28 protein-coding genes and 1 tRNA gene are annotated in these 25,477 nt (G+C 47.8%); 18 read left to right on the forward strand and 11 right to left on the reverse strand.

Features of this window, described 5'->3' with window-relative positions; translation table 11 throughout:
- The 5 genes from FN808_RS17200 to FN808_RS17215 all read right to left on the reverse strand — a co-directional run.
- On the reverse strand, positions 1-731 hold a 731-nt coding region (locus tag FN808_RS17200; protein ID WP_142715859.1), incomplete at its 3' end, for a class I SAM-dependent RNA methyltransferase.
- Between the two features lie 11 nt (positions 732-742).
- Positions 743-1,291 carry a cyclic nucleotide-binding domain-containing protein gene (locus FN808_RS17205; RefSeq protein WP_142715860.1) on the reverse strand — a complete coding sequence of 183 codons (549 nt, stop codon included), beginning with the start codon at positions 1,289-1,291 and terminating at the stop codon, positions 743-745.
- Between the two features lie 81 nt (positions 1,292-1,372).
- Positions 1,373-1,540 carry a YciI family protein gene (locus FN808_RS17210; RefSeq protein WP_221930102.1) on the reverse strand — a complete coding sequence of 56 codons (168 nt, stop codon included), beginning with the start codon at positions 1,538-1,540 and terminating at the stop codon, positions 1,373-1,375.
- A 5-nt stretch (positions 1,541-1,545) separates the two neighbouring features.
- Positions 1,546-1,692: a YciI family protein gene (locus tag FN808_RS19030; RefSeq protein WP_185958477.1), complete on the reverse strand. Its 147-nt coding sequence runs from the start codon at positions 1,690-1,692 to the stop codon at positions 1,546-1,548.
- Between the two features lie 1,310 nt (positions 1,693-3,002).
- Positions 3,003-4,067, reverse strand: coding sequence for a phosphotriesterase family protein (locus FN808_RS17215; protein ID WP_221930103.1), 1,065 nt, complete (start codon positions 4,065-4,067; stop codon positions 3,003-3,005).
- 253 nt (positions 4,068-4,320) lie between these two features.
- On the opposite strand from FN808_RS17215, the gene FN808_RS17220 reads away from it, so the two are divergent.
- A complete protein-coding gene (locus FN808_RS17220; protein ID WP_221930104.1) occupies positions 4,321-6,408 on the forward strand; it encodes a beta-L-arabinofuranosidase domain-containing protein in 2,088 nt (695 codons plus the stop codon).
- A 121-nt stretch (positions 6,409-6,529) separates the two neighbouring features.
- Here the strand turns inward: FN808_RS17220 and FN808_RS17225 are convergent, their stop codons facing one another.
- On the reverse strand, positions 6,530-7,954 hold the full coding sequence (locus tag FN808_RS17225) for an NAD-dependent malic enzyme (protein ID WP_142715862.1): 1,425 nt from the start codon (positions 7,952-7,954) through the stop codon (positions 6,530-6,532).
- Between the two features lie 255 nt (positions 7,955-8,209).
- Here FN808_RS17225 and FN808_RS17230 point away from each other — a divergent pair, with 255 nt between their 5' ends.
- The 4 genes from FN808_RS17230 (at position 8,210) to FN808_RS17245 (ending at position 12,832) form a co-directional block, all read left to right on the forward strand.
- Positions 8,210-9,532, forward strand: a complete 1,323-nt coding sequence (locus tag FN808_RS17230) for a cytochrome ubiquinol oxidase subunit I (protein ID WP_142715863.1) — start codon at positions 8,210-8,212, stop codon at positions 9,530-9,532.
- A gap of 32 nt (positions 9,533-9,564) precedes the next feature.
- Complete coding sequence (locus FN808_RS17235; RefSeq protein ID WP_142715864.1) at positions 9,565-10,572, forward strand: cytochrome d ubiquinol oxidase subunit II; 1,008 nt, start codon at positions 9,565-9,567, stop codon at positions 10,570-10,572.
- Positions 10,573-10,589: 17 nt separating this feature from the next.
- A complete protein-coding gene (locus FN808_RS17240; protein WP_185958478.1) occupies positions 10,590-11,609 on the forward strand; it encodes an aldose epimerase family protein in 1,020 nt (339 codons plus the stop codon).
- 299 nt (positions 11,610-11,908) lie between these two features.
- A complete protein-coding gene (locus FN808_RS17245; RefSeq protein ID WP_221930105.1) occupies positions 11,909-12,832 on the forward strand; it encodes a formylglycine-generating enzyme family protein in 924 nt (307 codons plus the stop codon).
- Between the two features lie 81 nt (positions 12,833-12,913).
- On the opposite strand, the gene FN808_RS17250 is transcribed toward FN808_RS17245, so the two are convergent.
- Positions 12,914-13,957, reverse strand: a complete 1,044-nt coding sequence (locus FN808_RS17250) for an FAD:protein FMN transferase (protein WP_142715867.1) — start codon at positions 13,955-13,957, stop codon at positions 12,914-12,916.
- Between the two features lie 179 nt (positions 13,958-14,136).
- Here FN808_RS17250 and FN808_RS17255 point away from each other — a divergent pair, with 179 nt between their 5' ends.
- On the forward strand, positions 14,137-14,910 hold the full coding sequence (locus FN808_RS17255) for a 3-keto-disaccharide hydrolase (RefSeq protein WP_142715868.1): 774 nt from the start codon (positions 14,137-14,139) through the stop codon (positions 14,908-14,910).
- Between the two features lie 6 nt (positions 14,911-14,916).
- On the opposite strand, the gene tadA is transcribed toward FN808_RS17255, so the two are convergent.
- The gene (gene tadA, locus FN808_RS17260) at positions 14,917-15,408 is read right to left on the reverse strand and encodes a tRNA adenosine(34) deaminase TadA (protein ID WP_246068386.1); all 492 of its coding nucleotides are present in this window, start codon (positions 15,406-15,408) and stop codon (positions 14,917-14,919) included.
- Between the two features lie 69 nt (positions 15,409-15,477).
- Here tadA and FN808_RS17265 point away from each other — a divergent pair, with 69 nt between their 5' ends.
- From FN808_RS17265 to FN808_RS17275, 3 genes are all read left to right on the forward strand, one after another.
- Entirely contained in the window at positions 15,478-16,020 is a 543-nt protein-coding gene (locus FN808_RS17265) for an adenine phosphoribosyltransferase (RefSeq protein WP_142715869.1), read from the forward strand.
- Between the two features lie 95 nt (positions 16,021-16,115).
- Positions 16,116-16,610 (forward strand): hypothetical protein, encoded by a 495-nt coding sequence (locus FN808_RS17270; protein WP_142715870.1) that lies wholly within the window; start codon positions 16,116-16,118, stop codon positions 16,608-16,610.
- 2 nt (positions 16,611-16,612) lie between these two features.
- Positions 16,613-17,884, forward strand: coding sequence for a hypothetical protein (locus tag FN808_RS17275; RefSeq protein WP_142715871.1), 1,272 nt, complete (start codon positions 16,613-16,615; stop codon positions 17,882-17,884).
- A 22-nt stretch (positions 17,885-17,906) separates the two neighbouring features.
- Here FN808_RS17275 and FN808_RS17280 read toward each other — a convergent pair whose 3' ends face one another.
- Positions 17,907-18,752, reverse strand: a complete 846-nt coding sequence (locus FN808_RS17280) for a 5'-nucleotidase, lipoprotein e(P4) family (protein ID WP_185958479.1) — start codon at positions 18,750-18,752, stop codon at positions 17,907-17,909.
- Between the two features lie 143 nt (positions 18,753-18,895).
- Here FN808_RS17280 and FN808_RS17285 point away from each other — a divergent pair, with 143 nt between their 5' ends.
- Genes FN808_RS17285 through FN808_RS17305 form a run of 5 tightly spaced genes read left to right on the forward strand, consistent with a single transcriptional unit; the run spans position 18,896 to position 22,446 of the window.
- A complete protein-coding gene (locus tag FN808_RS17285; RefSeq protein ID WP_142715873.1) occupies positions 18,896-19,345 on the forward strand; it encodes an ATP-dependent zinc protease family protein in 450 nt (149 codons plus the stop codon).
- Positions 19,346-19,356: 11 nt separating this feature from the next.
- A complete protein-coding gene (gene rimK, locus FN808_RS17290; protein WP_142715874.1) occupies positions 19,357-20,235 on the forward strand; it encodes a 30S ribosomal protein S6--L-glutamate ligase in 879 nt (292 codons plus the stop codon).
- A gap of 22 nt (positions 20,236-20,257) precedes the next feature.
- On the forward strand, positions 20,258-21,214 hold the full coding sequence (locus FN808_RS17295; RefSeq protein ID WP_142715875.1) for a succinylglutamate desuccinylase/aspartoacylase family protein: 957 nt from the start codon (positions 20,258-20,260) through the stop codon (positions 21,212-21,214).
- A gap of 14 nt (positions 21,215-21,228) precedes the next feature.
- Entirely contained in the window at positions 21,229-21,582 is a 354-nt protein-coding gene (locus FN808_RS17300; RefSeq protein ID WP_142715876.1) for a DUF952 domain-containing protein, read from the forward strand.
- Positions 21,583-22,446 carry a M28 family peptidase gene (locus FN808_RS17305; protein ID WP_142715877.1) on the forward strand — a complete coding sequence of 288 codons (864 nt, stop codon included), beginning with the start codon at positions 21,583-21,585 and terminating at the stop codon, positions 22,444-22,446.
- A gap of 106 nt (positions 22,447-22,552) precedes the next feature.
- On the opposite strand, the gene FN808_RS17310 is transcribed toward FN808_RS17305, so the two are convergent.
- Positions 22,553-22,774 carry a hypothetical protein gene (locus FN808_RS17310; protein ID WP_142715878.1) on the reverse strand — a complete coding sequence of 74 codons (222 nt, stop codon included), beginning with the start codon at positions 22,772-22,774 and terminating at the stop codon, positions 22,553-22,555.
- 188 nt (positions 22,775-22,962) lie between these two features.
- On the opposite strand from FN808_RS17310, the gene FN808_RS17315 reads away from it, so the two are divergent.
- Together FN808_RS17315 and FN808_RS19035 are read left to right on the forward strand one after the other, a co-directional pair.
- The gene (locus FN808_RS17315; protein WP_142715879.1) at positions 22,963-23,160 is read left to right on the forward strand and encodes a hypothetical protein; all 198 of its coding nucleotides are present in this window, start codon (positions 22,963-22,965) and stop codon (positions 23,158-23,160) included.
- Positions 23,161-23,357: 197 nt separating this feature from the next.
- The gene (locus FN808_RS19035; protein WP_185958480.1) at positions 23,358-23,534 is read left to right on the forward strand and encodes a hypothetical protein; all 177 of its coding nucleotides are present in this window, start codon (positions 23,358-23,360) and stop codon (positions 23,532-23,534) included.
- A 551-nt stretch (positions 23,535-24,085) separates the two neighbouring features.
- On the opposite strand, the gene FN808_RS17320 is transcribed toward FN808_RS19035, so the two are convergent.
- Positions 24,086-24,160 (reverse strand) — tRNA-Val (locus FN808_RS17320).
- A gap of 160 nt (positions 24,161-24,320) precedes the next feature.
- On the opposite strand from FN808_RS17320, the gene nusB reads away from it, so the two are divergent.
- Both nusB and FN808_RS17330 read left to right on the forward strand, forming a co-directional pair.
- Positions 24,321-24,776, forward strand: a complete 456-nt coding sequence (gene nusB / locus FN808_RS17325) for a transcription antitermination factor NusB (protein WP_142715880.1) — start codon at positions 24,321-24,323, stop codon at positions 24,774-24,776.
- Positions 24,777-24,791: 15 nt separating this feature from the next.
- Positions 24,792-25,466, forward strand: coding sequence for a metallophosphoesterase family protein (locus FN808_RS17330; RefSeq protein ID WP_221930106.1), 675 nt, complete (start codon positions 24,792-24,794; stop codon positions 25,464-25,466).
- Positions 25,467-25,477 lie beyond the last annotated feature (11 nt).

A 25,477-nucleotide genomic window follows, 5' to 3' on the forward strand; every position in this document is an offset into this window, starting at 1 on the left:
ACAAACTGTTGCGACAAGCTTTTGCCGTTGGTAAGAGGTGCGAAGCGTTCAACAAAAAAAAGGCATTGGTTGCTTGACTTTAAACACAGTTCATTACGCAGGTATCCCGATTGGCGTTTGCTGTCGTAGGGAGCCACCTCGTGTTTTACACACCAGGAACGAACAAAATCGAGTATCTTGTATGAAATGGGCTGCTGCAGGTGGCATTCATGGAGATTCAGTATTTTATCATAACGGCCGGGGGCATGCAGTCCTGCTGCAAAACAGCGGTCATCGACATAGGCGTCACTTTTGATCTCCTCCTGACTCAACCAGCGCCGGGAGCCGACCGAATATTCCATTTTGTTGCGGTAATAGAACGGCTTCTCACACCCCATGGTCTTATTGACACTGACATTGGTGAGGCCACCAATTCGCTCCATATGATCTCGCACCTGTTCCCTTTTGAATGTAAGCTGATATTCATAGTCTACGTGTTGCCAGCTGCATCCCCCGCATTCACGGGCATGGCGGCATTGGGGGGCAATGCGATGGGGACCCGGTTCGAGGATCTCGATTAACCGGGCCTCCCTGTAACTCTTTTTCTTTTTGGTAATACGGGCTTTGATACGGTCGCCAGGTGCGGTATTGGGGACAAATACAGCGAGGCCATCGACCTTGGCAATACCTTTTCCTTCATACGCAGCAGCATCAATGGTAAGCTCCGTTACCGTTCCTTTCTTAAGTGCCATTACTGGAGAGGTTAAAGCAGTTCATCGTTGTTGTTGGGATTCATATAAAGCTCAAATTGAAGGGATAGCGCGTGTTTGGCCCCGACCTGCTTTTTGAGCTCATTGGTGACAATTTCCAGTTGCTTCATTGCCACCACTGCGAGGGTCTCCATAAATTTAACGGCAATGACAGGATGCCTTTTTTTCAATGTTTCAAAATCGGGTTTAAAAAAACCGAGCAGTGTACAGTCTGTAAGACACCGAACATTGGAAATACGCCGGATCTCGTATCCAATGGAGAGTGCTCCAAAACTTTCAGGGGCGCTGATGATATAGGAGTGGTGGGTCTGCTGGTCGGACTCACCTTCGAGGACCAGTTCGACTTTTCCATCCTCGATAAAATACATGCCGGTTCCGGGATCACCCTGGTAATAAATATATTCCTCCTTCTTGTAATTACGCCGGTGGCAGTATTGCAGGAATTCCGTCCGCTCGAGTACGGTCAAATTCTTCAAAAACCGTGAGTTCAAGATGATATTGCCTTGTTTCTTTATATCGCCAAGCCGTTCCGATAAGAACATACGAGTATATTCCTTATTAGATTTAAAAAGACCAAAGTACAGAAAAATAGTGTTATAATTTAATAAAAGGTATGCCGGTGCTCAGGGATTTTTTCTGCGGAGTTGCTTGTGAATTTCCGGGATCTTGAGCATGGCTGCTGAACCATACCATGTATACAGCTCCACTTCAAGTCGACCCGCTTTAACAGCCGGATCCGTAGCAGTATAGGTTCGTGCTTCTTCAATGGAAGAAGGTTTGAAAATGTACATCCCTCTCAAATCGTCCGCATCGATGAAGGGCCCGGGATGATGAGTTTTCCTTCGTCGGCCAGCCTGTTGATGTTCGCCAGGTGGGCGCGCTGAAGCCGGGCAGCTGTCGTGGAATCATGACTGCGGTTGGGACCCGCTTTCAGGAATGCCAAAACATTGATCCGCACGCCGTATTCATCGGCCTCCAGTTCCCAGGCCCGTGATCATCAAGGGTACTGTCCGCAGCATCGGGGGACGAGTTGTCTGATGTTGGGGGGGGTAGTACATTGCGCCAGTGTGAAAATGAGGAAGGGGAGAACAGTCAAACGGGGTAGTATCGTATTTGTGTTCATAAATCGAGCCATTTCGTATGCAGTTCAATATAAATATACCCAATCCGGCAATTTATTCTAGCTTCTATTTTGGCGACTTGGATTATGTATTTACCAGTAATCCCTGCCATGGAACCAACCAAGAGCGTCATGGACAAGGGGTTTAGAAACGGGGATATTACGGTTGAAGCGAGTTACACCCGTCGATCATGGAAAAAGAAGCTTGCCCTGAATAAGCCGTGAGGACTGAAAAGCGGGATAGAAATGAAGGTGTCCGGAACTAAGCCGCACCAAGCAGAAAAAACAAAAGCCGCGGTTGTTACGGCGGCTTTTGCATGCCATAAAGACAGTAGAATTTGCGCTGTTTTAGGTGTGGTTTATGTTTTATTCTTCCATTGATCATAGATGATGGGGATCAGGAAGAATGAGAACGCAACGGCACTGATAATTACAGAAGTTATATCAATATCCATGGGGGTATTTTTTTTGAGGATGAAACAGGGCCATGCCGCTCCCATTATCTGTTACTACAGTTTGGGCGGCATGATTTATTAGGTGTGCTGGTATCAAAATTCATCAATTCCGATACCCACAGAACCAGCGGTTTTATAAGAAAGAATGGAAGGGAAATAGAATTGTTCTGATGCGCAGACTGCGGTGGATAGTTCTGCATCTTATCAAATAAATGGATGAGACAGCTATCTCATACGGAATGCCTGAAAATCCGTTATTGGTATCATCCTCAGAGTTTGTTTCGGAAAGAGCGGTCGCTGGTTTATTCAGTGAGTCAGGCGGTGTTTCTGTCTCATGATGAAACGCAAAGAAACGCACGAGCCCGGGGGGATATGCAGAAGGAGAGGGAATCCCCTTTATGGCCTGTATTTGTCCGGGGACCTCATGTGGTTCAACTTCGGTCTCAGCTTTAGTACTGAAGGGTATCAGAAGAACCAGGAACAACAATATGTGTGCTCGCTGTTTCATCGAGTCCTAAAATACAAATGTTTCGACTAATTGTTAGATTTTCATGCATGCTTTATACAGTGGCACTTTGATTTGGATCCCATAGCCCATCCGATTCTGTTATGGAAAGATATATCGCTAAAGAAACGGATGAGCACCCAAAAGGGAGGACTTGCACACTGCCATTTTCTTTAATTCGGATTACCATTACGGATACGAATTCCGTAGGCCTGTTGAGGATTTTCAACCATCAGCCGGTTGATTTCTGCTGTGGTGAAGCCGTGTTCCCTCAGGGCGGGCAGAAGATGCTTCGAGATGTCAGTATATCCCCTGAATTCGCCCCCGTTGACTTCATCAGGATTGTAATAGCCGGCATCGTGGGAAATTAGGACCCGGTGCAGCAGTCCGGCCTCCCTTAGTTTGCTGAGACGTTCTATGAACCATTCAAGATTGCTGTTTGACGGCGGCTCTTCTGAGGAATTATGGTTAAAATTATCAAGGGAGATCCATCCGCCGGCCCGGCCTATCTTGATCTGGGCCTCCAGGGTGCCCGCCTGGGAGTGCGTCCATACCCAGGCAGCAGGCGAGACCCCGGCTTCTTCCAGAATATCCAGCTGGCCCAGTGCCGGTTCATCACCGGTTGTATGCGAGACAATGGTCAGGCCTGTTGCCAGGTGGGTCAGAGCTGCCGCGCGAACGATCTTTTGATGGAGACTGGACAATGGGGCATCACCCCTTACGGAGATTTTAATGAATCCGGGGCGGATATCGCTGCCGTCTATTCCGTTCTCAAACTCGTCAATCCACCGGCGGGAAATAGTTTCAGCTGATTCCTGCCAGGCATGTTGAGGCATAAACTTGTTGTCCACCGCACCATAATATCCCGTATTAGTGAGTATGTTGATGCCCGACCGGCGGGCGAGTTCCTGAAGAAGGAAAGGATCACGTCCAAGGTAGGCCGGTGTGCATTCCAGTATCGTCCTGATACCTTGCTCTTTGGCTTCCCTGAAATAAGGCAGCACCTTGTCGATTACCTTTTGTCGGTTCCACCGGTGGTATCCCGTGCTGTCGGCTCCGATCCAGTCCACCAGTACGTGTTCATGAATGAGGGTGGGACCCATTTCCGAGGCTGAGATGGGGCCGGTAACCGTCGCGACTGCATGGTCTCCCTCCTGAACCTGTTGACCCGGCGCGGAAGGGGGAAGGAAAAATAGTAACCAAAGCAGCATCAGGTAACTCGAGTAGGTTTTTAACATAAGCAATGTTTTAAAGTGAGTTATATGTGCAGGGTAAAATAAATTTGTATGTACCTTGTAATGAATATGGTGATTGTGATCCTTGTTAACAAGAAATGTAACACAGCATAAACCAGTAAAAAAATAAATCTGCCAACCGTCAAAATTCAGATGGACGTGAGGCTGATGAGTTGAGGATAAATCAGATTTTGTGTTCTTTGTTGTATGGTGCGATCATGTTAGAAGGGAATTATGAGATGGGCATTTTATAATTATGGATAGGAAAAAGTTCATTCAGCATATTGCGGGTTCAAGTTTTGGCCTAATGACAAGTGTACCCTTTGTCCCTGCAAAAAAGGTCCGGAAAAATGCGGGGGGACGTACTCGGGAGAAAAGCAATGACTATTATATGAGTGCAAGAGCTCCCCTGAAGTCTCAGCATTATACAGCGCTGCCAATTGGAAACATCCAACCCAGGGGGTGGCTCCTGGAGCAGCTCAGAAAGCAGAAAAAAGGTTTAACCGGAAATCTGGATAGCCTTTATTCAGAAGTTGTGGGCCCGAATAATGGCTGGCTTGGCGGTGGCGGAGACGGATGGGAGCGCGGACCCTACTGGCTGGACGGACTGGTGCCGCTGGCTTACATTCTGGATGATCAGGATCTAAAAGATAAAGCACAACAATGGATTGAATGGAGCCTGAACAACCAGCTTGAAGACGGCTATTTTGGTCCTGAACCCTTTGAGGAGCCTCCGGAGCCCGTCCGGGGTGTCCAGCGAGGAAATAGAAGGGACTGGTGGCCTAAAATGGTGATGCTAAAAGTTCTCAAGCAGTATTACATGGCCACCAGTGATGAGCGAGTATTGGATCTGATGACCCGTTATTTTAGGTATCAGCTGGATCATCTGCCCGAGCGGCCATTGGGTCACTGGTCATTCTGGGGGAACCGTCGAGGCGGTGATAACCTGATGATGGTTTACTGGTTGTACAATCACACCGGGGATCGGTTCCTGCTGGAACTCGGCGACTTAATTCACAAGCAGACTTTTGACTGGACAGGGATATTCGGGAAGGGCAAAATGGCTCGCCTGAATCCTGTACCGCGTTTGCATACGGTCAATATTGCGATGGGACTCAAGGAGCCTGTTATTTATTACCAGCGGACACACAATGTGGATGATATTCGGGCCGTGAAAGACGGGTTGGCTGATCTGGGAAACATTCATGGCTTTGTTACCGGACTTTACGGGGCCGATGAAAATCTCCACGGCAATAATCCAACCCAGGGCACCGAGTTTTGCACCGTTGTGGAGATGATGTATTCTTTTGAGCAGATGACGCGCATTACGGGTGATACCTATTTTGCGGACTACCTTGAAAAGGTGGCGTTTAACGCCTTGCCAACTCAGCACGATGAGGAATATGAGCGGAGACAGTATTTTCAACAGACCAACCAGGTGCAGATCTCCGATCATAGCCGCAACTTTTTTAACGATGCCAATGCCCAGCTGTGCTACGGGGTATTGAATGGTTACCCCTGCTGTACAACTAATATGCACCAGGGGTGGCCCAAACTGGTACAGAACCTGTGGTACGCCACAAGCGATAATGGTCTCGCAGCAATGATTTACTCTTCAAGTAAAGTGAGCGCAAAAGTAGGGGGAGGCACTGAAATTACGATCATTGAGGAGACCGACTATCCCTTTGATGATACGGTGAAGTTCAATATCAAGAGTCCCGAGCCGGTATCTTTTCCTCTTGAACTGCGAATCCCGGGGTGGGCATCAGAGGCTTCAATACGGGTAAATGGCAGGGATTGGAAACAGGTTGAACAAAACAGTGGACAAATGGTTGTCGTTGACCGAAAATGGTCGGACGGAGATACGGTTTCCCTGGAAATGCCGATGGAGGTACAGGTAAGCCGCTGGGTGGAAAATTCAGCAGGCGTAGAACGGGGGCCCCTGGTCTTTGCTCTGAAGATTGGTGAAACCTGGGAGCAGAAGCAACCGCCTGAAGAGAATTGGCGAATTCAGCATCCCTATTACGAAGTATATACTGCAGATCCCTGGAATTACGGTCTCACGAAAAAAACGGTTGAGAATAGGGATTTCAAGGTCGTCTATGATGATAAGCAAAAAGGGAACTACCCATGGAATTTGAATAATGTTCCTTTGAAAATGACGGCGAAGGCCAAGAAAATAGACGAGTGGAAACTCTATGACCATTCGGCAGGCCCTTTGCCTGTAAGTGGACAGCATCGGTACGGGCAGGGCAATAATTCTGATGCTGAGGCAGAAGAGGTTGTCTTGGTGCCGTATGGAGCAACGACCCTTCGTATTTCTCAATTTCCTGTTGTCAGCTGACACTACAAAAGAACCAGCCCTGTCCGGGCCATGGCACAGCCCGGCAGGAAATTAGCTAATAGAGGAGAAGAAATCCCCCGCGTGAGGGGGACATCTGCCGTATCATCGGTACTGGTTGCATTTATTGAATCTCTTTTTTCCGCTTGGCGGCCCCACTCTCATAGGCGGCCTCTTTAACTGCTTTGGCTACCCGTCGAACGACCTGCTTGTTAAATACACTTGGTACAATATATTCTTCTCCGAGGTCATTCTCGTCAATGCATTCTGCTATGGAATGGGCGGCAGCGAGCTTCATCTCTTCATTGATATCCTTGGCCCGCGCATCAAGGGCACCACGGAAGAGGCCGGGAAAAGCCAGCACATTATTGATTTGATTAGGGTAATCACTACGTCCCGTGGCAATGATCCGTGCTATATCATTAATCTCTTCCGGCATGATTTCCGGTACGGGATTGGCCAGTGCAAAAACGATGGGATCTTCAGCCATTTTTTCAATGGCTTCACGCGGTACGATGCCGGGCCCGCTTACACCAATCAGCAGGTCGGCCCCGGAGGTTGCATCCATAAGTGATCCCGAGGAATTGTCGGGATTCGTATTCTGGGCAATCCATCGTTTACTGTCGTCAGCTTCGGAGAGGTTATCGCGATTGATGATGCCACTACGGTCGCAGCAGAGGACCTCTTTAGCCCCGGCTTCAAGCAGGATACGGGTAATGGCAACGCCTGCAGCTCCGGCGCCTACAATGACAATACGCAGTTCGGACAGCTCCTTTCCTGTCACTTTGAGCGCATTGATGGTTGCGGCCAGCGTCACTACGGCGGTACCGTGCTGATCGTCATGGAAAACGGGAATATCCAGCAGATCTTTAAGCCGACGTTCAATTTCAAAACAGCGTGGAGCACTGATGTCCTCGAGGTTGATGCCCCCGAAGCCCGGTGCCATCCATTTTACGGCATTGACAATATCATCCACGTTCTGTGTGTCCAAACATATTGGATAGGCATCGACATCAGCAAACTCCTTGAAAAGCATGGCTTTTCCCTCCATAACCGGCATAGCCGCTTCAGGTCCGATGTTGCCCAGCCCGAGTACGGCAGAACCGTCACTGACAACAGCGACCGAGTTCTGTTTGATTGTCAGCGTATGCGCCTTCTCCTTGTCTCTGGCAATGGATTCACACACACGTCCCACACCCGGGGTATAAGCCATGGAAAGAGCGTCACGGGTGTTGACGGGTACTTTGTTTTCAATACGGATTTTTCCGCCGAGGTGAAGCAGGAATACGCGGTCTGAGACATTGCGTACCTTGACGCCCTCAATTTTTTTAACCGCCTTGACAATATCCTTTGAATGTTTTTCGTCGCGGGCACTGACGGTGAGGTCGCGCACTTTGTAGCGCCCTTCGACTTTGACAACGTCCACAGCGCCCGGGTCGGCCTTCTGTTCTGCAATAGCATTAAGTACTTTAACCAGCATACCCGGCTTGTTCTCAATATACAAGCGCATGGTAAAGCTGTAGCTTACACTCGGCTGAATTTCACTCATGTAACTCCTGTTAATTCATTTTTGCTTGTGGAATATGATGATGTTGAAAATCAATAAAGATATAAAAAATAAGAAAATTTTACATCTTTTTCGGCTGATAGATACAGCGCTTACTATTTTCATTGATGGCTGGGCCATTTGAAACAAGAAGTTATCATCTGATATAATTTTTATCCATATTACAGAACAGCCTGCAAGCTGGATAGTGCCACTTGTCTGAAATCATGAATCGTGTTGGGTATACTGCCCATATATATGGAGAATCTTCTTGCTGCCCGTCTTCAGATGGCCGTGTCGCTCGGTTTTCATATTATTTTTGCCTGTGTCGGAATGGCTATGCCTTTTTTAATGGCCATCGCAGAATACCGATGGATTAAGTCGGGCCAGCAGGTCTACCAGGATCTCGCCAAAGCGTGGTCCAGGGGAGTCGCAATCTTTTTTGCCACGGGCGCTGTATCGGGTACGGTCCTGTCGTTTGAACTGGGAATGCTCTGGCCTACATTCATGGAGCATGCGGGCCCCATCTTCGGAATGCCGTTTTCATGGGAGGGTACAGCCTTTTTTGTTGAAGCGATAGCGCTTGGACTTTTCCTGTATGGGTGGGATAAGCTCCGCCCCTGGACGCACTGGTTGACAGGGCTCGTGGTTGGAGTATCAGGGGTAGCCTCGGGCATTTTTGTAGTGGCGGCCAATGCCTGGATGAACAGTCCTGCCGGTTTTGAATGGGTAAACGGTGCAGCCGTCAATATTGATCCGGTAGCGGCCATGTTTAATGATGCCTGGCTTTCACAGGCGCTGCATATGACCCTGGCAGCTTTTGTTGCTACTGGTTTTGCCGTTGCGGGCCTGCATGCATTGTTGCTGTTGCGGGATCCTAAAAACCTCTTTCACCGGGAGGCTGTTAAAATTTCATTGATCATAGGGGGACTTGCCGCCATATTTCAGCCTCTTAGCGGAGATTATGCCGCCAAGGGTGTTGCCGACCGACAGCCAGCTAAACTCGCTGCTATGGAGGGGCATTTTAGCACGAGTCAGCCCGCTCCGCTTGTGATCGGGGGCATTCCCGATGAAGAACAACAGGTGGTGCACTATGCCATCGAAATACCGCGGATGCTCAGTTTCCTGGCCCACGGAAATTTTGATGCCGAAGTTAAGGGGCTTGACCAGATTCCACGGGAGGAGTGGCCGCCGGTGGTGATTACGCATATTGCTTTTCAAATTATGGTGGCGAGCGGAATTATAATGATGCTGCTTGGCCTGTTCTATTATTACGCTCTCTGGAGAGGAAAGAAAATCATTCGCAAAAGATGGTTTCTGTGGCTGATTGGAATTTGTACTCCCCTTGGTTTCATCGCCGTGGAGGCTGGGTGGATTGTCACGGAAGTCGGGCGACAGCCCTGGATCATTTACGGGGTCATGAAAACAAGGGATGCTGTCACGCCCATGCCGGGTCTGCAGTACTCGCTCTATCTCATTCTGGCGCTATACCTGCTGCTGTCTGTTATTGTTATCTGGCTGATGTATCGGCAGATTATCACTTTAAGCAGTCGCTATGAAACGGCAAAAACAGGCGGATAAGGTATTTAATGTCCAAATATTCCTAAACAGCCATGCTTCTTGAAGTTGTTATTTTCTTTCTTGCACTTTCAATGGTCTTCTATGTGCTTTTTGCAGGAGCAGATTTTGGAGCCGGTGCTCTGGAACTTATTTCCGGACGTCAGGATCGTGAAACCATCGCACATGCCATCAGCCCTGTCTGGGAGGCTAATCATGTATGGCTGATACTGGTAGTGGTGATTCTTTTCATGGGTTTTCCTAAAATTTATGCAGCCATGTCGCTCTACCTGCATATTCCGCTGCTCTTGATGCTGGTTGGTATCATTTTGAGGGGTACGGCCTTTACATTTATGCATTATGATGCTATTCAGGACGGAAGTGATCGCACCTACAATGCGATATTCAAGTTTTCAAGCATGTGGACGCCTCTTTTTCTTGGGATAATCATCGGTGCGCTGGTGCTCGGACGAATCAATCCCGATGCTGCTACTTTTTTTGAAGCCTACCTCGCTTCATGGCTGAACCTGTTTTCATTTGCAGTGGGACTGTTTTGCCTGGTCCTGTTTACATTTTTAGCGGCCGTCTACTTGATAGGGGAAACAACGGATATCGAACAGCGCAGTGCTTTCATAAGGGTTGCGTGGCAATTGAATGGGGCTTCCGTCATTTCAGGGGGGCTGGTTTTTGCTGCTGCACAATGGAATGGGCTACCGCTTTGGCGTGATTTCATGCAATCGCCTGTGGCTTTGATGGCGGTGATCTTTGCTGCGGTGCTGCTGCCCTTGTTGTGGAGGAGCCTGCATTATGCACGGGTGGCCTGGTCCAGGATCCTTGCAGCCACACAGGTGGTGATGATTCTGTTAGCATGGTTCTGGGTGCAGTATCCCGTTGTGGTTAAAATGAAAAATGAGGATCAGGCTCTCACATTTTACAATACTGCCGCACCCGATGAAACTTTGCTTCAGCTTGTCGTCGCCCTTGTGGTTGGTGCTTGTATTATTCTTCCATTCCTTTATTTTCTGATGAATACCTTCAAAGGAAAACAGTTTACCAATAACTAATTTCAGGACTCGGTACATTGAATAAAACAGATTTCCAGGGAACCCTCGGTAATAGGACTGTCAACCTTTATACACTCACCAACAGTAACGGCCTCCGGGCCTCGGTGACCAACTACGGGGCCCGTCTAACAGCATTTGAGATGCCTGACCGGCAGGGCAATTTTGATAATGTGGTGGTTGGCTATGGTTCGATGAACGAATTTTTAACCAATGAGGAACAGTACTTTGGCGCTGTAGTCGGACGCTATGCCAATCGTATTGCCGGTGGACGAATAACAGTGGATGACCATACCTATCAGCTTCCATGCAATTTGGATGGGCATCACCTGCACGGTGGGCCGCAGGGATTCCACCAGGTTGTGTGGGGAGCAGACCAGGTAGATGCACAAACACTGAACTTGTCATATCGATCGACTGATGGAGAAGGAGGTTATCCGGGCAACCTCGGGGTTAAAGTTACTTATGAATTGACTGATCACGATGAACTCAGGGTCACCTACAGCGCAGAATCGGATACGCAAACAATCCTGAATATGTCGCATCACGCCTACTACAATTTGCATGGCACCAGCAACGGGGATTCGGTTGATAATCACCGGCTGACCCTCCATGCTGATCATTTTACCGAGGTTGATTCCGATCTGATTCCCACGGGCAAGATTGCCACCGTCGCGGATACCCCTCTGGATTTTCGAGCACCCAAGGCTTTGGGGGAGGATCGGAAAGCGGATCATCCCTGTCTGAATCATACGGAAGGCTATGATCATAATTTTGTGCTCCGCGGATATGGACATGAAAATCCGCACCTTGCGGCAGAAATTGAAGAGCCGAAATCGGGTCGGGCTCTGCAGCTGTATACCAGTGAACCGGGGTTGCAGTTTTATTATTCGGAACATCCCGTTTCCGGCATTGAATCAGCATTTTGCCTGGAGCCGCAGCATTTTCCGGATAGTCCTCACCACAATCATTTTCCATCAACAGTTCTTGATGCCCATGAAACCTATCAATGGGAAATGATTCTGGCTGTACATACCTGATTTTCTTCGTTGAGGTTTCGTCGATTTGGATTCAGCCGGAATCTTTCTGCTATTTTTGAAAGGCCGACAAATAATTTCGGGAGCTTTACGTTATTTCAAAAACAGCAAGGGGATCAACAGCTTTGTCCAAAGCTGCACCTTCAAATGTTTTTTAATTTTGAAATTGCATCTTGGTTTTTTCTTTGCTAAGCTCTTGGGCTGTTACAGCAAGATTTTCTATTTAACCACATATTTTCTTTATGAGATATCGATATCTTTTATTTTTATTCTTTTTGACAATTGGGGTTACAAGCCGTGGGATGGCACAAGAGTTTGTTCCCTACGAAGAGCACATTCCGGAATCGGAGGAGAGTATTGAAATGGTTCCCGTGGAGGGCGGTACATTCATGATGGGCAGCCCCGAAGATGAAACCGGCCGTGAGGCGGATGAAGGACCCCGGAACAAGGTCAAGGTAGACGATTTCTGGATGGGAAAGTATGAAATTACGTGGCAGGAGTATGACCTGTTTGTTGAAGAGAAGCTTGAAAATGTGAGCACACCGTCCGGCGGCGAGGTTAATGTAGAGGCCGATGCAGTATCGCTTCCGACTCCCCCGTATATCGATATGAGTTTTGGCATGGGAAGAGACGGGTACCCTGCGATTAACATGACACAGTATGCCGCCATAATGTATGCCAAATGGCTTACGGCTGAGACTGGACATTTCTACCGGCTGCCGACAGAAGCTGAGTGGGAGTATGCCTGCAGGGCCGGGGGAAACAGCACTTATACCTATGGTGATGATCAGTCTGAACTTGATAAATATGCCTGGTATAAAGGAAACAGTGACGGCGGGTATCAAAAAATTGGCACCAAGGAGCCCAATGCCCTGGGGATTTATGATATCCACGGCAACGTGGCTGAATGGACCATGGACCAGTATGATGAAAACTATTATGAACAGTTTGAGGGCAGCACGGCCGATAATCCCTGGCTGAAGCCCGAGGAGCTGTATCCCCGGTCACTGCGCGGGGGCAGTTGGCAAGACGAACCGGCAAAATTACGATGCGCTGAGCGGCGCGGATCGGAGGCTAAGTGGAAACAGCTTGACCCTCAGCTTCCCAAAAGTCTCTGGTGGCTGACCAATGCTCCTTTTGTGGGTTTCCGACTGGTGCGACCGGCCGATCCCCCTCCTCAGCAAGAAATAGAGGAATATTGGCTGGAAGCGATCGAAGATTATTAACAGCCGGGGATCACTCGTTTTATAACTTTTTTTGTATGGGGACTGGCCATTCATTTGGTTCAGTCCTCTTTTTTTATGGGTTCACGGATTGAGGGTCAATGCATCAAAATCATTTGTTTTCACAACCATAATCTCCGAATTTCCCCGCTTGCTGCTATATTCAATGCGCATCGCGCATTGTGGTCTGGATTCGATAAACGCCCGCCCGCCTTCGGCTCCCATTACACTTACAGCCGAAGCATAACTGTCGGCGGTAATGCCGTTGGGGGCGATAATGGTAACCATACTTTGGTTGGTTAGACCCAGGCCGGTATGGGGATCTATGATGTGGGAATAGCGTTTGCCGTTAATATTAACATGCTGAAACAGGTCGCCGGATGTTGCCACAGCGCTATTTGCCAGGAGGAGCGTCACAGCTTCGGGTTCTCCCTTTTCATTGTGAGCGGGTATGCGAACGGTCCATCCCTTTTTGCCGGGGGGAGGGGCGCCAAGCCGGATGTCTCCTCCCGCATCCACCAGGGCGGATTGGATGCCCGACTGATTGAGGACACGCAGGATCTCATCTGCGGCATATCCCTTGGCAATGCCTCCCAGGTCAAGCTGCATGCGGGGATGGGTAAGGGCAACTGCCGTGCGGGATGAATCAACTTCTACATATCGATAGCCTACTCGCTGTTTAAGGGCTTGCAGTTTCGCGGATGGTGGCAGTTCAGGATTCTTGCTGTGCCGTATGGATCTCCAAAGTTTGACCAAGGGGCCGGTGGTGATATCAAAAGCCCCCTCTGTCTGGCGGGCAACAAGCTGAGCTTTGCTGATGACTCGAAAGAGGACCGGGTCGACGGGGAAAAATCTGTCCGTGCCGGAGCGGGCAGACAGGTAATTCAGGTTGCTGTCTGGTTCATAATCACTGAGGATGCTATTCAGGGTATCTGCTCGCTGAAAGGCGTTCCTGGAAGCGGCTTCTGCCAGAGAGTCGTCGTCGGCATAGAAGGTGATTTTGAACAGGGTGCCCATCTGTTGGTCCGTGAATTCATAGCGCTTGAGATCCTGTGCAAGAATGTTCTGGATCGGCAGAAGAAGACACAGAATAAGAAACAGAAAATAGCTGCGGCTTTTGAAGATCATAATCGGTCTTGTATGCTGGTTAAGTGGGAGGGGCTACTCCTGTGGCCTGACCTGGTATCGTCCGTCCGGACAGGGCGGCAGAGGAACTTAAAATTTCTTGAACGGGAATGCGATTTTTTCAATATTGGATTTTTAACAATTACAGCCACTTTAACTTTTCATTATTATAACCTGCTTTCATGAAAAAAATTGTTTCCTTCCAGCTGTCGATTCCCGCCATTGTACTATTGCTCACTATGAATACGGCCTGTGCCCAGCAACAGGATATGAAACCGGAAGAAACGGAAGTATGGAAGCCCATTCCCGGCAAGGTGGATCCCAACGGGTTCAATGACAAAGCACCGCCGTCGGATGCGATTGTCCTTTTTGATGGCTCTGACCTGGATGAATGGGAATCAGCAGGGGAGGAAGGAGCACCTGCTGAATGGAATATCTCGGGCGACCACTTGACCGTTGCCCCCGGAACCGGCAGCATACAGACCAAACAGGGATTCGGTTCTGTTCAGCTTCACGTCGAATGGCGTTCCCCGGAGAAAGTGGAAGGCGAGGGACAAGGACGCGGTAACAGTGGAATCTTTTTGCAGGGCAAATACGAATTGCAGGTACTGGATAGTTACAACAATGAGACCTACTCGAATGGAATGGCCGGCAGCATATACAAGCAGCATATTCCGCTGGTCAACGCAGCTCGCGAACCCGGTGAATGGCAGAGCTATGATATTATCTATACCGCCCCGGAATTTGAGGAAGAAGGTCGGTTGAAGTCACCGGCCCGCATTACCGTTTTCTGGAATGGGGTGTTGGTACAGGATGATGTAGAGATAGAGGGACCAACGGAGTATATTGGCCATCCATCCTACGAAGTGCATGAGGAAAAGCTGCCGATCATGCTGCAGGATCACAGCAATCCGGTAAGCTATCGAAACATCTGGCTCCGTGAACTGGATAAATAAAAGAGCTTAGATAGCGCCGTTGTTTTTGCTGCGGCGCTCCTGAAAAAACTGTTTTAGAATCCATTCGCAATCCTGTTCCATGAGACCGTGAAGAACTGTTGGCTGGTGATTCAGTTTTTTGCTTCCGGCAATATTGAATACGCTCCCGCAGCTTCCGGCCTGAGCGTCAAGGGCCCCCATGACGATGGTGCCAATTTTTGACCACACAAGGGCCCCGGCGCACATGGGGCAGGGTTCAAGGGTCACATAAAGGGTACAGTCAGTCAGGTATTTTTCACCCAGGGTTGCACAGGCGGCGGAGATGGCCAGCATTTCAGCATGAGCCGTAGGATCACCAAGCCGTTCGGTTTGATTGTATCCCTTGCCAATAATATCATCGTCCTTGACGACAATAGCCCCTACGGGCACTTCTTTTTCCTCATACGCTTGCTCAGCCAGCAAAAAAGCCTGTTGCATAAACCGAAGGTGCTTCTGTGCTCCTGAAAGATCTGTACTCATATTTATTTGCTTCAATATATGTTAAGTAGGTATTATCCGGTGAATTAAATCAACATCAAGATAACAGGAATGGACGAAGTTAAACAACAGATTCTTGCACTGCTGAGAGAAAATATTCGGAACATTGGTGATTTTCCTCAGCCAGGTATCCAGTTTAAAGATATTACTCCGTTGTTGCAGAACCCGGATACGCTCGAATTGACATCACAGGTATTGGCACGTCCCTTTCGCAGTCACAACGTAGACTATGTGGTGGGGCTGGAATCGCGCGGATTTTTGTTCGGCACCAACCTTGCCCAGGATCTGCATGCCGGTTTTATTCCCATCCGCAAGCCCGGTAAACTGCCTTCTGATACCCTGTCAGCAACATATGCCCTGGAATATGGGGAAGACACCATTGAGATTCACCGGGATGCCTTCTCGGAGGGTGCCAGGATTCTCATTCATGACGATCTTATTGCTACGGGAGGATCTGCTGCTGCCGCTACCGAGCTTGTGGAAGAGCTGGGAGGGAAGGTGGTAGGGTACTCCTTTATTATTGGCCTTAAGGAATTGAAGGGAACAGCTTTGCTGCCTGCAAAAGTGCCTGTAGAAATTTTGCTTTCCCTGTAAAACGACTCTGGAACAAATTTGTGACGCCTCTCTATAAGTAACTGTATCCACCAGTTGGTAAGGGTTAACTACAATTAAATGATAGAGATAGTCACATGAAATTAAACGGAAAAACTACGGTGGCTTTGTTGGTTGCGGTCCTGTTTGCAGCAAGTGGCTGTAAACAGTCGATGGTAATCAGCAGGGTTGATTATTCACAGCCAATAGAATCTGTTCTAACACCTGATGAAAATGGGATCGTCAGTGATGTGAAGCAGGGAATGGAATTCAATATGCTCCCCCTGCAGTACATGGAAACACAGGATACGACTTCTGTTACCACTTCAGAATTGAGGTATATCAGGGGAGAAAACGGGTTGTTCTACATGACTGCGCCCATGTATAAACATGTCTATTTGATGTCGCCGGAAGAGGGAAAATTGGAACTGCGCGAGCAGTTCAAAATTGATGAAAAAGGGATTGAAAAACCTGCGTTTAACCAGCGTGATAATTTTGTACAGCTTGTAAACCGCTCGACGGGAGAACGCTACAGGGTTACACCTGAAGGTATTGAAAAAGAGAATGGAACAGAAAAAACAGAAGGGCAATAACCATGAAGAAACTATCATTCGTTTTATTGAGCATTTTTCTTCTACTTGGAACAACCCGTGTCTGGGCCCAGCAGCAGCAGGAGGAGTTGTCGGATTTTGAAATCCAGAAGAATTTCAAGGCCCAGTATCAGGAATTTAAGAATAAAGTTGACACGGTTGCCGTGGCCGACAGCGCCCAGGCAATATTGGAGGATGTCGCTTCATTTGATCAGGAATATCAATCGCACAAGGAGCTGCTTAATAAAGCGCTTTATCCAGATACCTACAGCCAGGTGATCGAGGAGTTGAATCAGGCGGCGACGCTGGCAGCCAACCGCCTCCAGAAAATGGAACAGCAGGACGATCAGCTGACCACGCTGCAGCTTCGGCTGCTGGCCTACCAGGAACATGTTTTCCAGTTGACCCAGGAAGCCGATTCCCTGAAGCAGGCGATGCAGGAATCCATAGAAAGTGAAAAACAGTTGTCGGGCATGGTACGCAACTACCGGAGAAACCTGGAACAGCGCGATGAACTTGTGCTGGCCTTTATCGACTCCACCGTGGTGGCTTACCAGCAGATGGATCTCCAGGCCATTAGAGAGCTTGAAAAGATGAATGCTAAAGCTCGTATCGATTCCGATGGAGATGCGCTCAAGATGATCCGCGACATTGCAGCTGAAAATGTTACCATCCTCGAAGAGAACAGCAGTAAATTGCGCCTCGAGGATTATATGCGGATGCAGACGGTTCAGCAGCGGTTTGAAGAGATGTGGAATCGCCTCGGAAATAAGATCGCAGAGGTCTACGGCGGAAGCGATTCGGAAGAGATCGCCAGTGAGGTGGATAGCAGAATCTCAGAGTGGGATCAAATGCTGCAGGAAAAGACCTTCGCCACATTGAACGACTCGCTGAGCGAACAGGGCCTCGCAGTCGGTAGCTTTAAGAATGCCGAGGAATTCAAAAACTCCCTTAACAGCTATCTGGACAGTGCCATCAAGGAGAGTAAAAGCGATGCCTCCCAGGAAAACTATGAACACTATCAGACCTTCCAGGACTTCTGGAACCGGGTGGAACGACAGTGGAGCAGTCATTTTACAAATGCTGAACTCATGACAAGCGCCGAGCTGGCTACTATTTCCGAAAAAACGGATCAATGGGCGCAGTATGCTGAGCCGGAATCCAACACGATGACGTACCTTCTCATACTTGCTGTTTTTGTGGTTCTCGTACTTGGAGGGTTGCTGGTGCGTGAAAAAACCAAAAGCAATAAGGACAGAGAGAATGAAGCATCATAACAGATACTGAAAAAGGGGTGCTCTATTGCCCCTCGCTGGTATTGAGGCGTTTTCTTTTTATTTGCTTTATCTCCCTGGGCGTCAGCTCATTGTTGAAATCATATAAAGCTGCCTCCCAAGATCCGTAGGTGGGGTTCGGTAATATATACCAGCTTCGTCCCCATCGTATTTGGTGCTGATTGACGAGACGGATCCGCTCTTGAAGGCTCCTGTTTTTTGCCGGGATAAAATCATTGAGATCGTCACCAAAAAGCATAAGAATGCGATAACGGGAGCCCACATACCGGCGACGCGCACTCTTTTCAGAGGTCCACTGTGGCTGCTCCCCGTTACTCAGAATGCGATCTTCTTTGCTGGAGAGCGGGAAGCCGAGCTTCCGGAGGTTTGCACGGGTTCCCGCTTCCACCCCGGCATCCCTGTTTGTCAGGTAGAAGATGGCAATACCTTTCTCTGATGCTAATTTCAGGAAGGGTTGTGCCCCGGGAACCGCCTCAGCCCGGGCCTCCATGACCCAGCGGTTCCAGGCCTCGGGATCAAAATCACTGTTCTTTTTGATCATGCGAGCCTGAAAGGCAGAATTGTTGAGCACGGTTTCATCCACATCCACCACGATGGCCGTCGGGTAGTCGCGAAGAATTGAATCCTGCTGGGTTGGATAGGCGCTCCACTGCGAATCCTCTATCGCCAGCCCCAGCTGAGCTGCAGCTGTCTGGTATACCTGTATTGTCAGGGCCCTGTATTCAGCCGCATGCTGGGCCCAAAGCGTTGAGGAGGTAGTGGGATGCTGAAGGAGGCCTGCAGTACTGCTGCAGGCCGTTATGAGAGTTGCAAGAGCGGCCAGAAGTCCGGTGAGCGTGCAATTTTTCATGGCATCAGCTATATTAGATTGGATTTGCATTTCCCAAAGATAGCAAGTTTCGTGTGAGGGGATAAAGTTTATTCAGCAGATGATAGAAAGCAGAATAACTTGTATACTTAAGGCCGTTTATGGATTGATAGAAATCAATAGCTATGAGTAGAAAAGACAGAGGTTTGGATGTCATAGGACGGCTTGAATCCGTTGATTTTCCGGAATGGGAACTGTTTGATATCGATGCTAAGATTGATACGGGGGCCTATACCTCAAGTCTTCATTGCCATCATATTGAATCCTTTGATAAGAATGGCAGGCCCCATGTCCGTTTTAATTTGCTGGATCCTTCGCATGAGACCTATAATGACAAACTTTTCAGACTTCCGGTTTACAACACAAAAACCATCAAAAGTTCAAACGGGACCACAGAAACACGCTTTATCATCAAAACGTTGATACGGATTTTTGGTAAAGAACTTGAAGTGGAATTGTCACTGGCCAATCGATCGGAAATGCGCTATCCCGTATTGATTGGACGAAAACTAATTAATGGTCACTTTCTTGTCGATCCGTCCAAAAAATATTTAACAAAAATGATCAAGGAGTAGATTTAAACTGCATGCATATTGTTGTTTTATCGCGTAACAGGACCCTTTATTCGACATCCCGATTGGTTGAAGCTATTGAAGATGATGGACATACGGCAACAGTTCTCGATCATTTGAAATGTGATATTATCAGCGAAGAGGATAATCCCTGTATCCTGTATCGGGGCACCAAGGTTGAGGGGGTGGACGCTGTAATTCCCCGAATCGGGGCTTCAGTCACTTTTTACGGATCTGCTGTAGTGCGTCAGTTTGAGATGATGAAGGTTTTCTCAACGGTTGAATCGCAGGCGCTGGTTCGTTCGCGCGACAAGCTGAGAAGCCTGCAGATCCTCGCTCGTTCAGGAGTGGGTATGCCCAAGACGGTGTTTACAAACGATTCTACAGAAGTGGGAAAAATTATTGAACTGGTCGGGGGTCCCCCGCTCATCGTCAAGCTGCTCGAGGGCACCCAGGGGGTGGGCGTTATCCTTGCGCCCACTTATCAGGCCGCTGAATCCATCATCCAGGCTTTTCACAGTATGAAAGCCCGCGTGATTGTACAGGAATATATTGAAGAGGCCAGGGGTGAGGATATCCGGGCTTTTGTGGTGGATGGAAAAGTTGTAGGGGCCATGAAACGAAAAGGCAAGGAAGGAGAATTTCGTTCGAACCTGCACCGCGGTGGTTCGGGAGCACTCATTGAACTGAGCCCCCGGGAACGGGAAACTGCACTGATTGCAGCAGAAGCGATGCGGGTTTCTGTGGCAGGTGTGGATTTGCTTCAATCAAAACGGGGGCCACTGGCGCTGGAGGTCAATTCCTCACCGGGACTTCAAGGCATTGAGACCGCGACAGGCAAAGATATTGCCGGTGAAATCATCGCATATATAAAACGCAATGTCCAAGCATAGGGCCTCAAAAATACCTACCCAGATGTCTGACATTATAGAAATTAATGGCTATCGTATTGGCCGGGGCGAACAACAAGCTATCGAACTCAATATCGCCCGACTCCCGACACATACGAATATAGATCTCCCCATCCACCTATACAGAGCCGAAGAGGATGGACCGGTACTGCTGCTGACAGGAGGACTGCACGGCGATGAAATCAACGGGATTGAGATCCTGCGCCGAATGATCCACAATCAGATGTTGATGCCCCGGAAAGGAACGGTTATCGCCATGCCGCTGGTAAATACCTATGGATTTATCCAGAATATTCGCGGCCTGCCCGACGGCAAGGATATTAACCGAAGCTTTCCAGGTAGTCAAACGGGATCCCTGGCCAGCCTCATGGCTCATACCCTTATGAACCAGATCCTTCCCCACGTCGACTTGGGAATCGACTTCCATACGGGAGGGGAAGCACGGGCCAACTATCCCCAGATCCGGTGCGACTGGAGCCTCAAGAGGAACCGTGATATTGCGAAAGCCTTTTCACCGCCGGTTATCGTTAATTCTTCCGTACTCGATAATACCTTTCGTAAAGCGGCTCAGGACAACGGGACCCCTGTCTTGGTCTATGAAGGCGGCGAGGCCCTTCGGTTTGACGAGTTGGCCATTCAAGAGGGCATAGACGGTACCCTGCGTCTCATGGAATACCTGGAGATGATCCCGGCTACAACCGATCCACAACAAACAGAAATTTATGAAGCATCTCCCTGGATACGTGCCGAATATGGCGGACTGTTTCGACATGAAGCTGAGCTTGGCGACCATGTAGAGGAAGGCCAGCTGCTGGGATATATTAGTGATCCCTACGGAGATTTGTGGGCCGAGGTACAAAGCCACAAAGAAGGACGTATCATTGGATTGAATAATGCACCGGTCGTATACAAGGGAGATGCCCTTGTTCATATTGCCTGTGATTTTATCAAAACTGTATAATATTCTATAATATCATGTACGACGATCTAGTTTTTCATATTACGACAAAAGAAGAGTTCAACAATCAAAAAAGGAATAATAAGTATTATCCGGAATCTCTTACTTCGAAAGGATTTATCCATTGTTCAAAGGGATCACAGATCGAACGTACGGCGAATCATCACTTCGCTGGCCGTCAAGAGGTTTTGCTGCTGGTTATTGATGTCTCTACGCTCTGCTCCGATATTAAATATGAGGTCGATGAAGAGACCGGAGAAAAGTTCCCCCATATTTACGGCCCCCTCAACACGGATGCTATTATGGACAAACTGAACATTTTTGCCGAAAGCGACGGCACCTTCAATATTGCATTCAGTTCTAAATCATAGATGGAGAACAACCGGCTTTTACACCATATTGAGGAGATAGCCCAGTGCCCCTCCTTCAGTTCGTATGAAGAGCGGCTCCACCCCTATGTTCGCAGTGTCTTTGAAAAGATTCAGCAAAGCAGAGAGGAAAAGGGTGTTGCGGGCAACAGTTTGATGTTTCGTGTTGGGCATCGCCCGGAGCGACCTACCATCGCATTGGCGGCCCATCTAGATAAAATCAATCATTATGGTTCTGACTTCCCCGACTCACTTCCGGTTACGATTACCGAAGAATACATCGAGGGTGCAATGGACGACAGCGTGGGAGTAGGACTTCTGCTGCGGATCGCAGAGGAAGCTGCAAATCATGATTGGCCTGATTTACTGTTTTTCTTTTCTGAGATGGAGGAAAGCAAGGGGCTCAGGGAGCAGCCGGAACTTCTTAAAGACGGGGGAAAGGGCTGTGAACACGGGATGGGGGCACGGCGCATTGTAAACCGGTGCCTGAACGTTTCCTGGCTGCCCGATCTGGTGATCACGCTGGATACCACTCCGATTTTTAAGGGAGAGCCGGGTATCGCACTCTATGCGAGGCACTGGGAATTAAATAATCTGGATGCCTCAGATATACTCATAAAAGCCACAGAAGAGGTCATCAATGCCATGCTGAAACTGAATGGGGGCATTCGGCTCCATAACAACACCAATGATTATCTCCACTATGGATATGAATTTAATAAAAGGACATCACAGGATATTGTATCTATTGCTCTCGAGCCGGCAATTCACCCATACCATCAGCGTGGCGAGCGCGTTTACACCAGTGATGTAGAAGAAGTGTTTGATCTGACAGTGTCATATCTCAACAGCAGGGGTATTGCATAACGAATAGCTGCAGCTGGAAACAGATGAAAAAATAAATCAGATATTGCGGACAAAACCTCTATAATATGATCCTGGTACGCAAAGTTTAGTACAAGGTCAACGTAAATTACCTCCCGATCTTTTTTCTGCTGTTTGCATGAAGCTTGTCTATTTTGTTAAAAATCCTTTCCAATGCTCCTTCTCTAAATAATCCTGCAGCAAAAACTTCTTTCTCACCATCCGAAAAGACGATATGAATAGATCCGATCCATGCATACCGGTATTCTCTGACCTTGTAGAAACCGCGGTATTTTTTTGTTGCATAATATTCTTCTAAACGATGATCCATTGCGTTCCTGGGGAGATCCTATTAAAAATATGTCCTTTGCTTTATTTGTAGTCTAAATTAATATTTGCATGTAATAAATATTATGATACACTACGAATGCATAATGGAACTATCTTTTATATTGTAGGTAAATCCACTACACTGCAGTCTGCCAACTATTTTACTGCTGAATATTAGTATATGTTATAATGAACGAATTATTGGAAGCTATTCGTACGTATGAAAAAAAATACTGGAAGTATCCAGAAATAAGGATAACCAGGAATTTCTTTGAAGAGCACCAGCGACAGCTTCTAAGGATTATGCAGGTTACCAAGGTAGTCTTTGATGACAGCGTGGATAAGTGGGAAATCATTACCGATGATCGTCATACCAAACAGAAATAAGCGCACAGTTGGCCCTACGATATTAAATGGCGGGGGGAGGCATAACGGCTTGCAGGTTGTGAACTTGCTTCCCTTTTCTTCGGATATGTCATGAGTAATAAATTATAGCGGTGTAAAGGGAACTTATCAGTATTTCTTGCGTATAATGCATGTATTGAACCTCTCTTTTTAAATTATATGAGAACGTTGGACGAACAATGCCGGATCTGATCGAAGCAATAAGTATTTATTACAATGACAATGGGGTTTACCCTAAAGTCTTGGTGAGTAGCAGCTTTTATGATACCCATAAATTGGGCATGGCTGATTTATTGGAGATTCTATCCATTGAAATTAATGATGATATTTTGGACTGGGAATTAGAAAGCTCTTAGGGTAACGGGACACAGTCTTTTTTTACGTGTAAATGGTACTGTACGAGCGGAATTTCTGTTTTTTGTTCAGTTCCAGTTTCATGATGAAGAATCCATTGCCTTGCAACTGATAGCTGAAATACTGGAAAAGTAAGAGTCTGCCGGACCAAGGAAAGCATTGTCTGATCCCGAGATAAGATGCTGGCCAATATATCGATAGCAATACCTTAGACTGGGGAGCCTTCCCCGGTGAAGCCACTTTCTGCTATTTTTTAAATTGCATCAAATATCCTGATCACTTCAATGAGCGGTCAGTCCTTGCATTAGTTCTCCGGGAAGAGATTTTTTTAAAAGAAATATTGGCAGGGTCCGGCATACAGTTACTGTGGGATACCGACTGTCATAGCCCGGTATAGGGAGGTGATATTCTCCTCCCGGGAGAGGTTCCATTGCTACTTGGTCTTGTTGAGCAGATGTGCATAAACAGTTCCAGTGAAACCAATGGAACTCAAAATTTGGAATAATTTACTATAAAAAAAGGCCTTTACTGGTTAGTAAAGGCCTTTGGGGTGTGGGTAATGCAGGATTCGAACCTGCGACCCCCAGCTTGTCGAGCTGGTGCTCTAAACCAACTGAGCTAATTACCCGTGAGCGCCCAATATAGTGATCTTTCATATTAGATAGCAAGTGATGACCAGAACTATTTTGTCCAAGAGGGTATCGCGCGTTTTCTGCTCTTTTTTCTTTCGGCTGTAGAGCAGGTTTTGTATTTTTAGGATTCGAAAAAATATTCGTTTAAAAAGAATTATGGCCCAGCGAAGAGAAGCCCGCAAAGCAGTACTGCAAGCCTTATATGCCAATGAAATAGGCAAAGGAAAATGGACCGAAATTATAAAGTCAGTTATAAAACCCAAGCTCACCGATCCCGATACTTTCAAATTTGGTGAGCGATTGTTTCTCAAGGTTGTTAACAATCAGGAGACCCTGGACGAAGTTATTCAATCGCATATCAACAACTGGAGCATTGACCGGTTAAATGCTGTAGACCGCCTGATCCTGCGTCTGGCTATTGCAGAGTTTCTGTTTTTTGAACAGATACCTACCAAGGTAACAATTAATGAAGCTATTGAAATTGCCAAGAAATTCTCTACAAAGAAGTCAGGCAATTTTGTGAACGGCATCCTGGACTCCGCCCTGGAACAGCTTAAAAAGGATAACCGCATCCAGAAAAAGGGCAGGGGGCTGATTGAAACCTCTCTCTAAATTAGAAGAGTCTTTGTGAAGAATTTGAGCGAGCAAAAATATATTGCGATTGGAGATATCCATGGCTGTGCCGCGACAATGAAAGCGCTTATCGAAAAGCTGCAGCCTTTTTATGACCGGACCTTCGTTTTTGTGGGAGACTATATCGATCGGGGACCGGATTCCCGGGGTGTGGTGGATTTTTTGCTTGATTTCCGGAAGAAGGTGGATTGTGTATTCCTGAGAGGCAATCATGAACAGATGATGCTGGATGCACTTAATGGCGGTGACCGCCAGCTTTGGCTGATGAACGGTGGAAAAACAACCATCCGTTCCTATAACGGTGACGGCCTGCAATTTGACATGCCTGAGAGCCACAGGCAATTTTATGAGGCTACCAAATTGTACTACGACACTAAAGAATATTTTTTTGTTCACGCGGGGGTTTCTCCCAACAAAACTATTGAGGAATCACTTAGCAGTAAAGAGGAAATGCAGGCTTTTCTGTGGGTCCGTTCGCACCTGAATGCTTTTGAGAAGCCCTGGGAAAAAACGATTGTATTTGGACACACACCCCGGCCTCAACCGATCCGGCAGGCCAAGATGATTGGCATTGATACGGGTTGTGTTTATGACCGGCGGGGCTACCGCAGGCTGACGGCCGTTAAGTTGCCGGAAGAAGAATTTGTGGAACATCCGTATATGGATTGATCTAATTGAAC

Origin of the sequence: Fodinibius sediminis (genome assembly GCF_900182555.1) — a bacterium.
Taxonomy (GTDB): Bacteria; Bacteroidota; Rhodothermia; order Balneolales; family Balneolaceae; genus Fodinibius; species Fodinibius sediminis.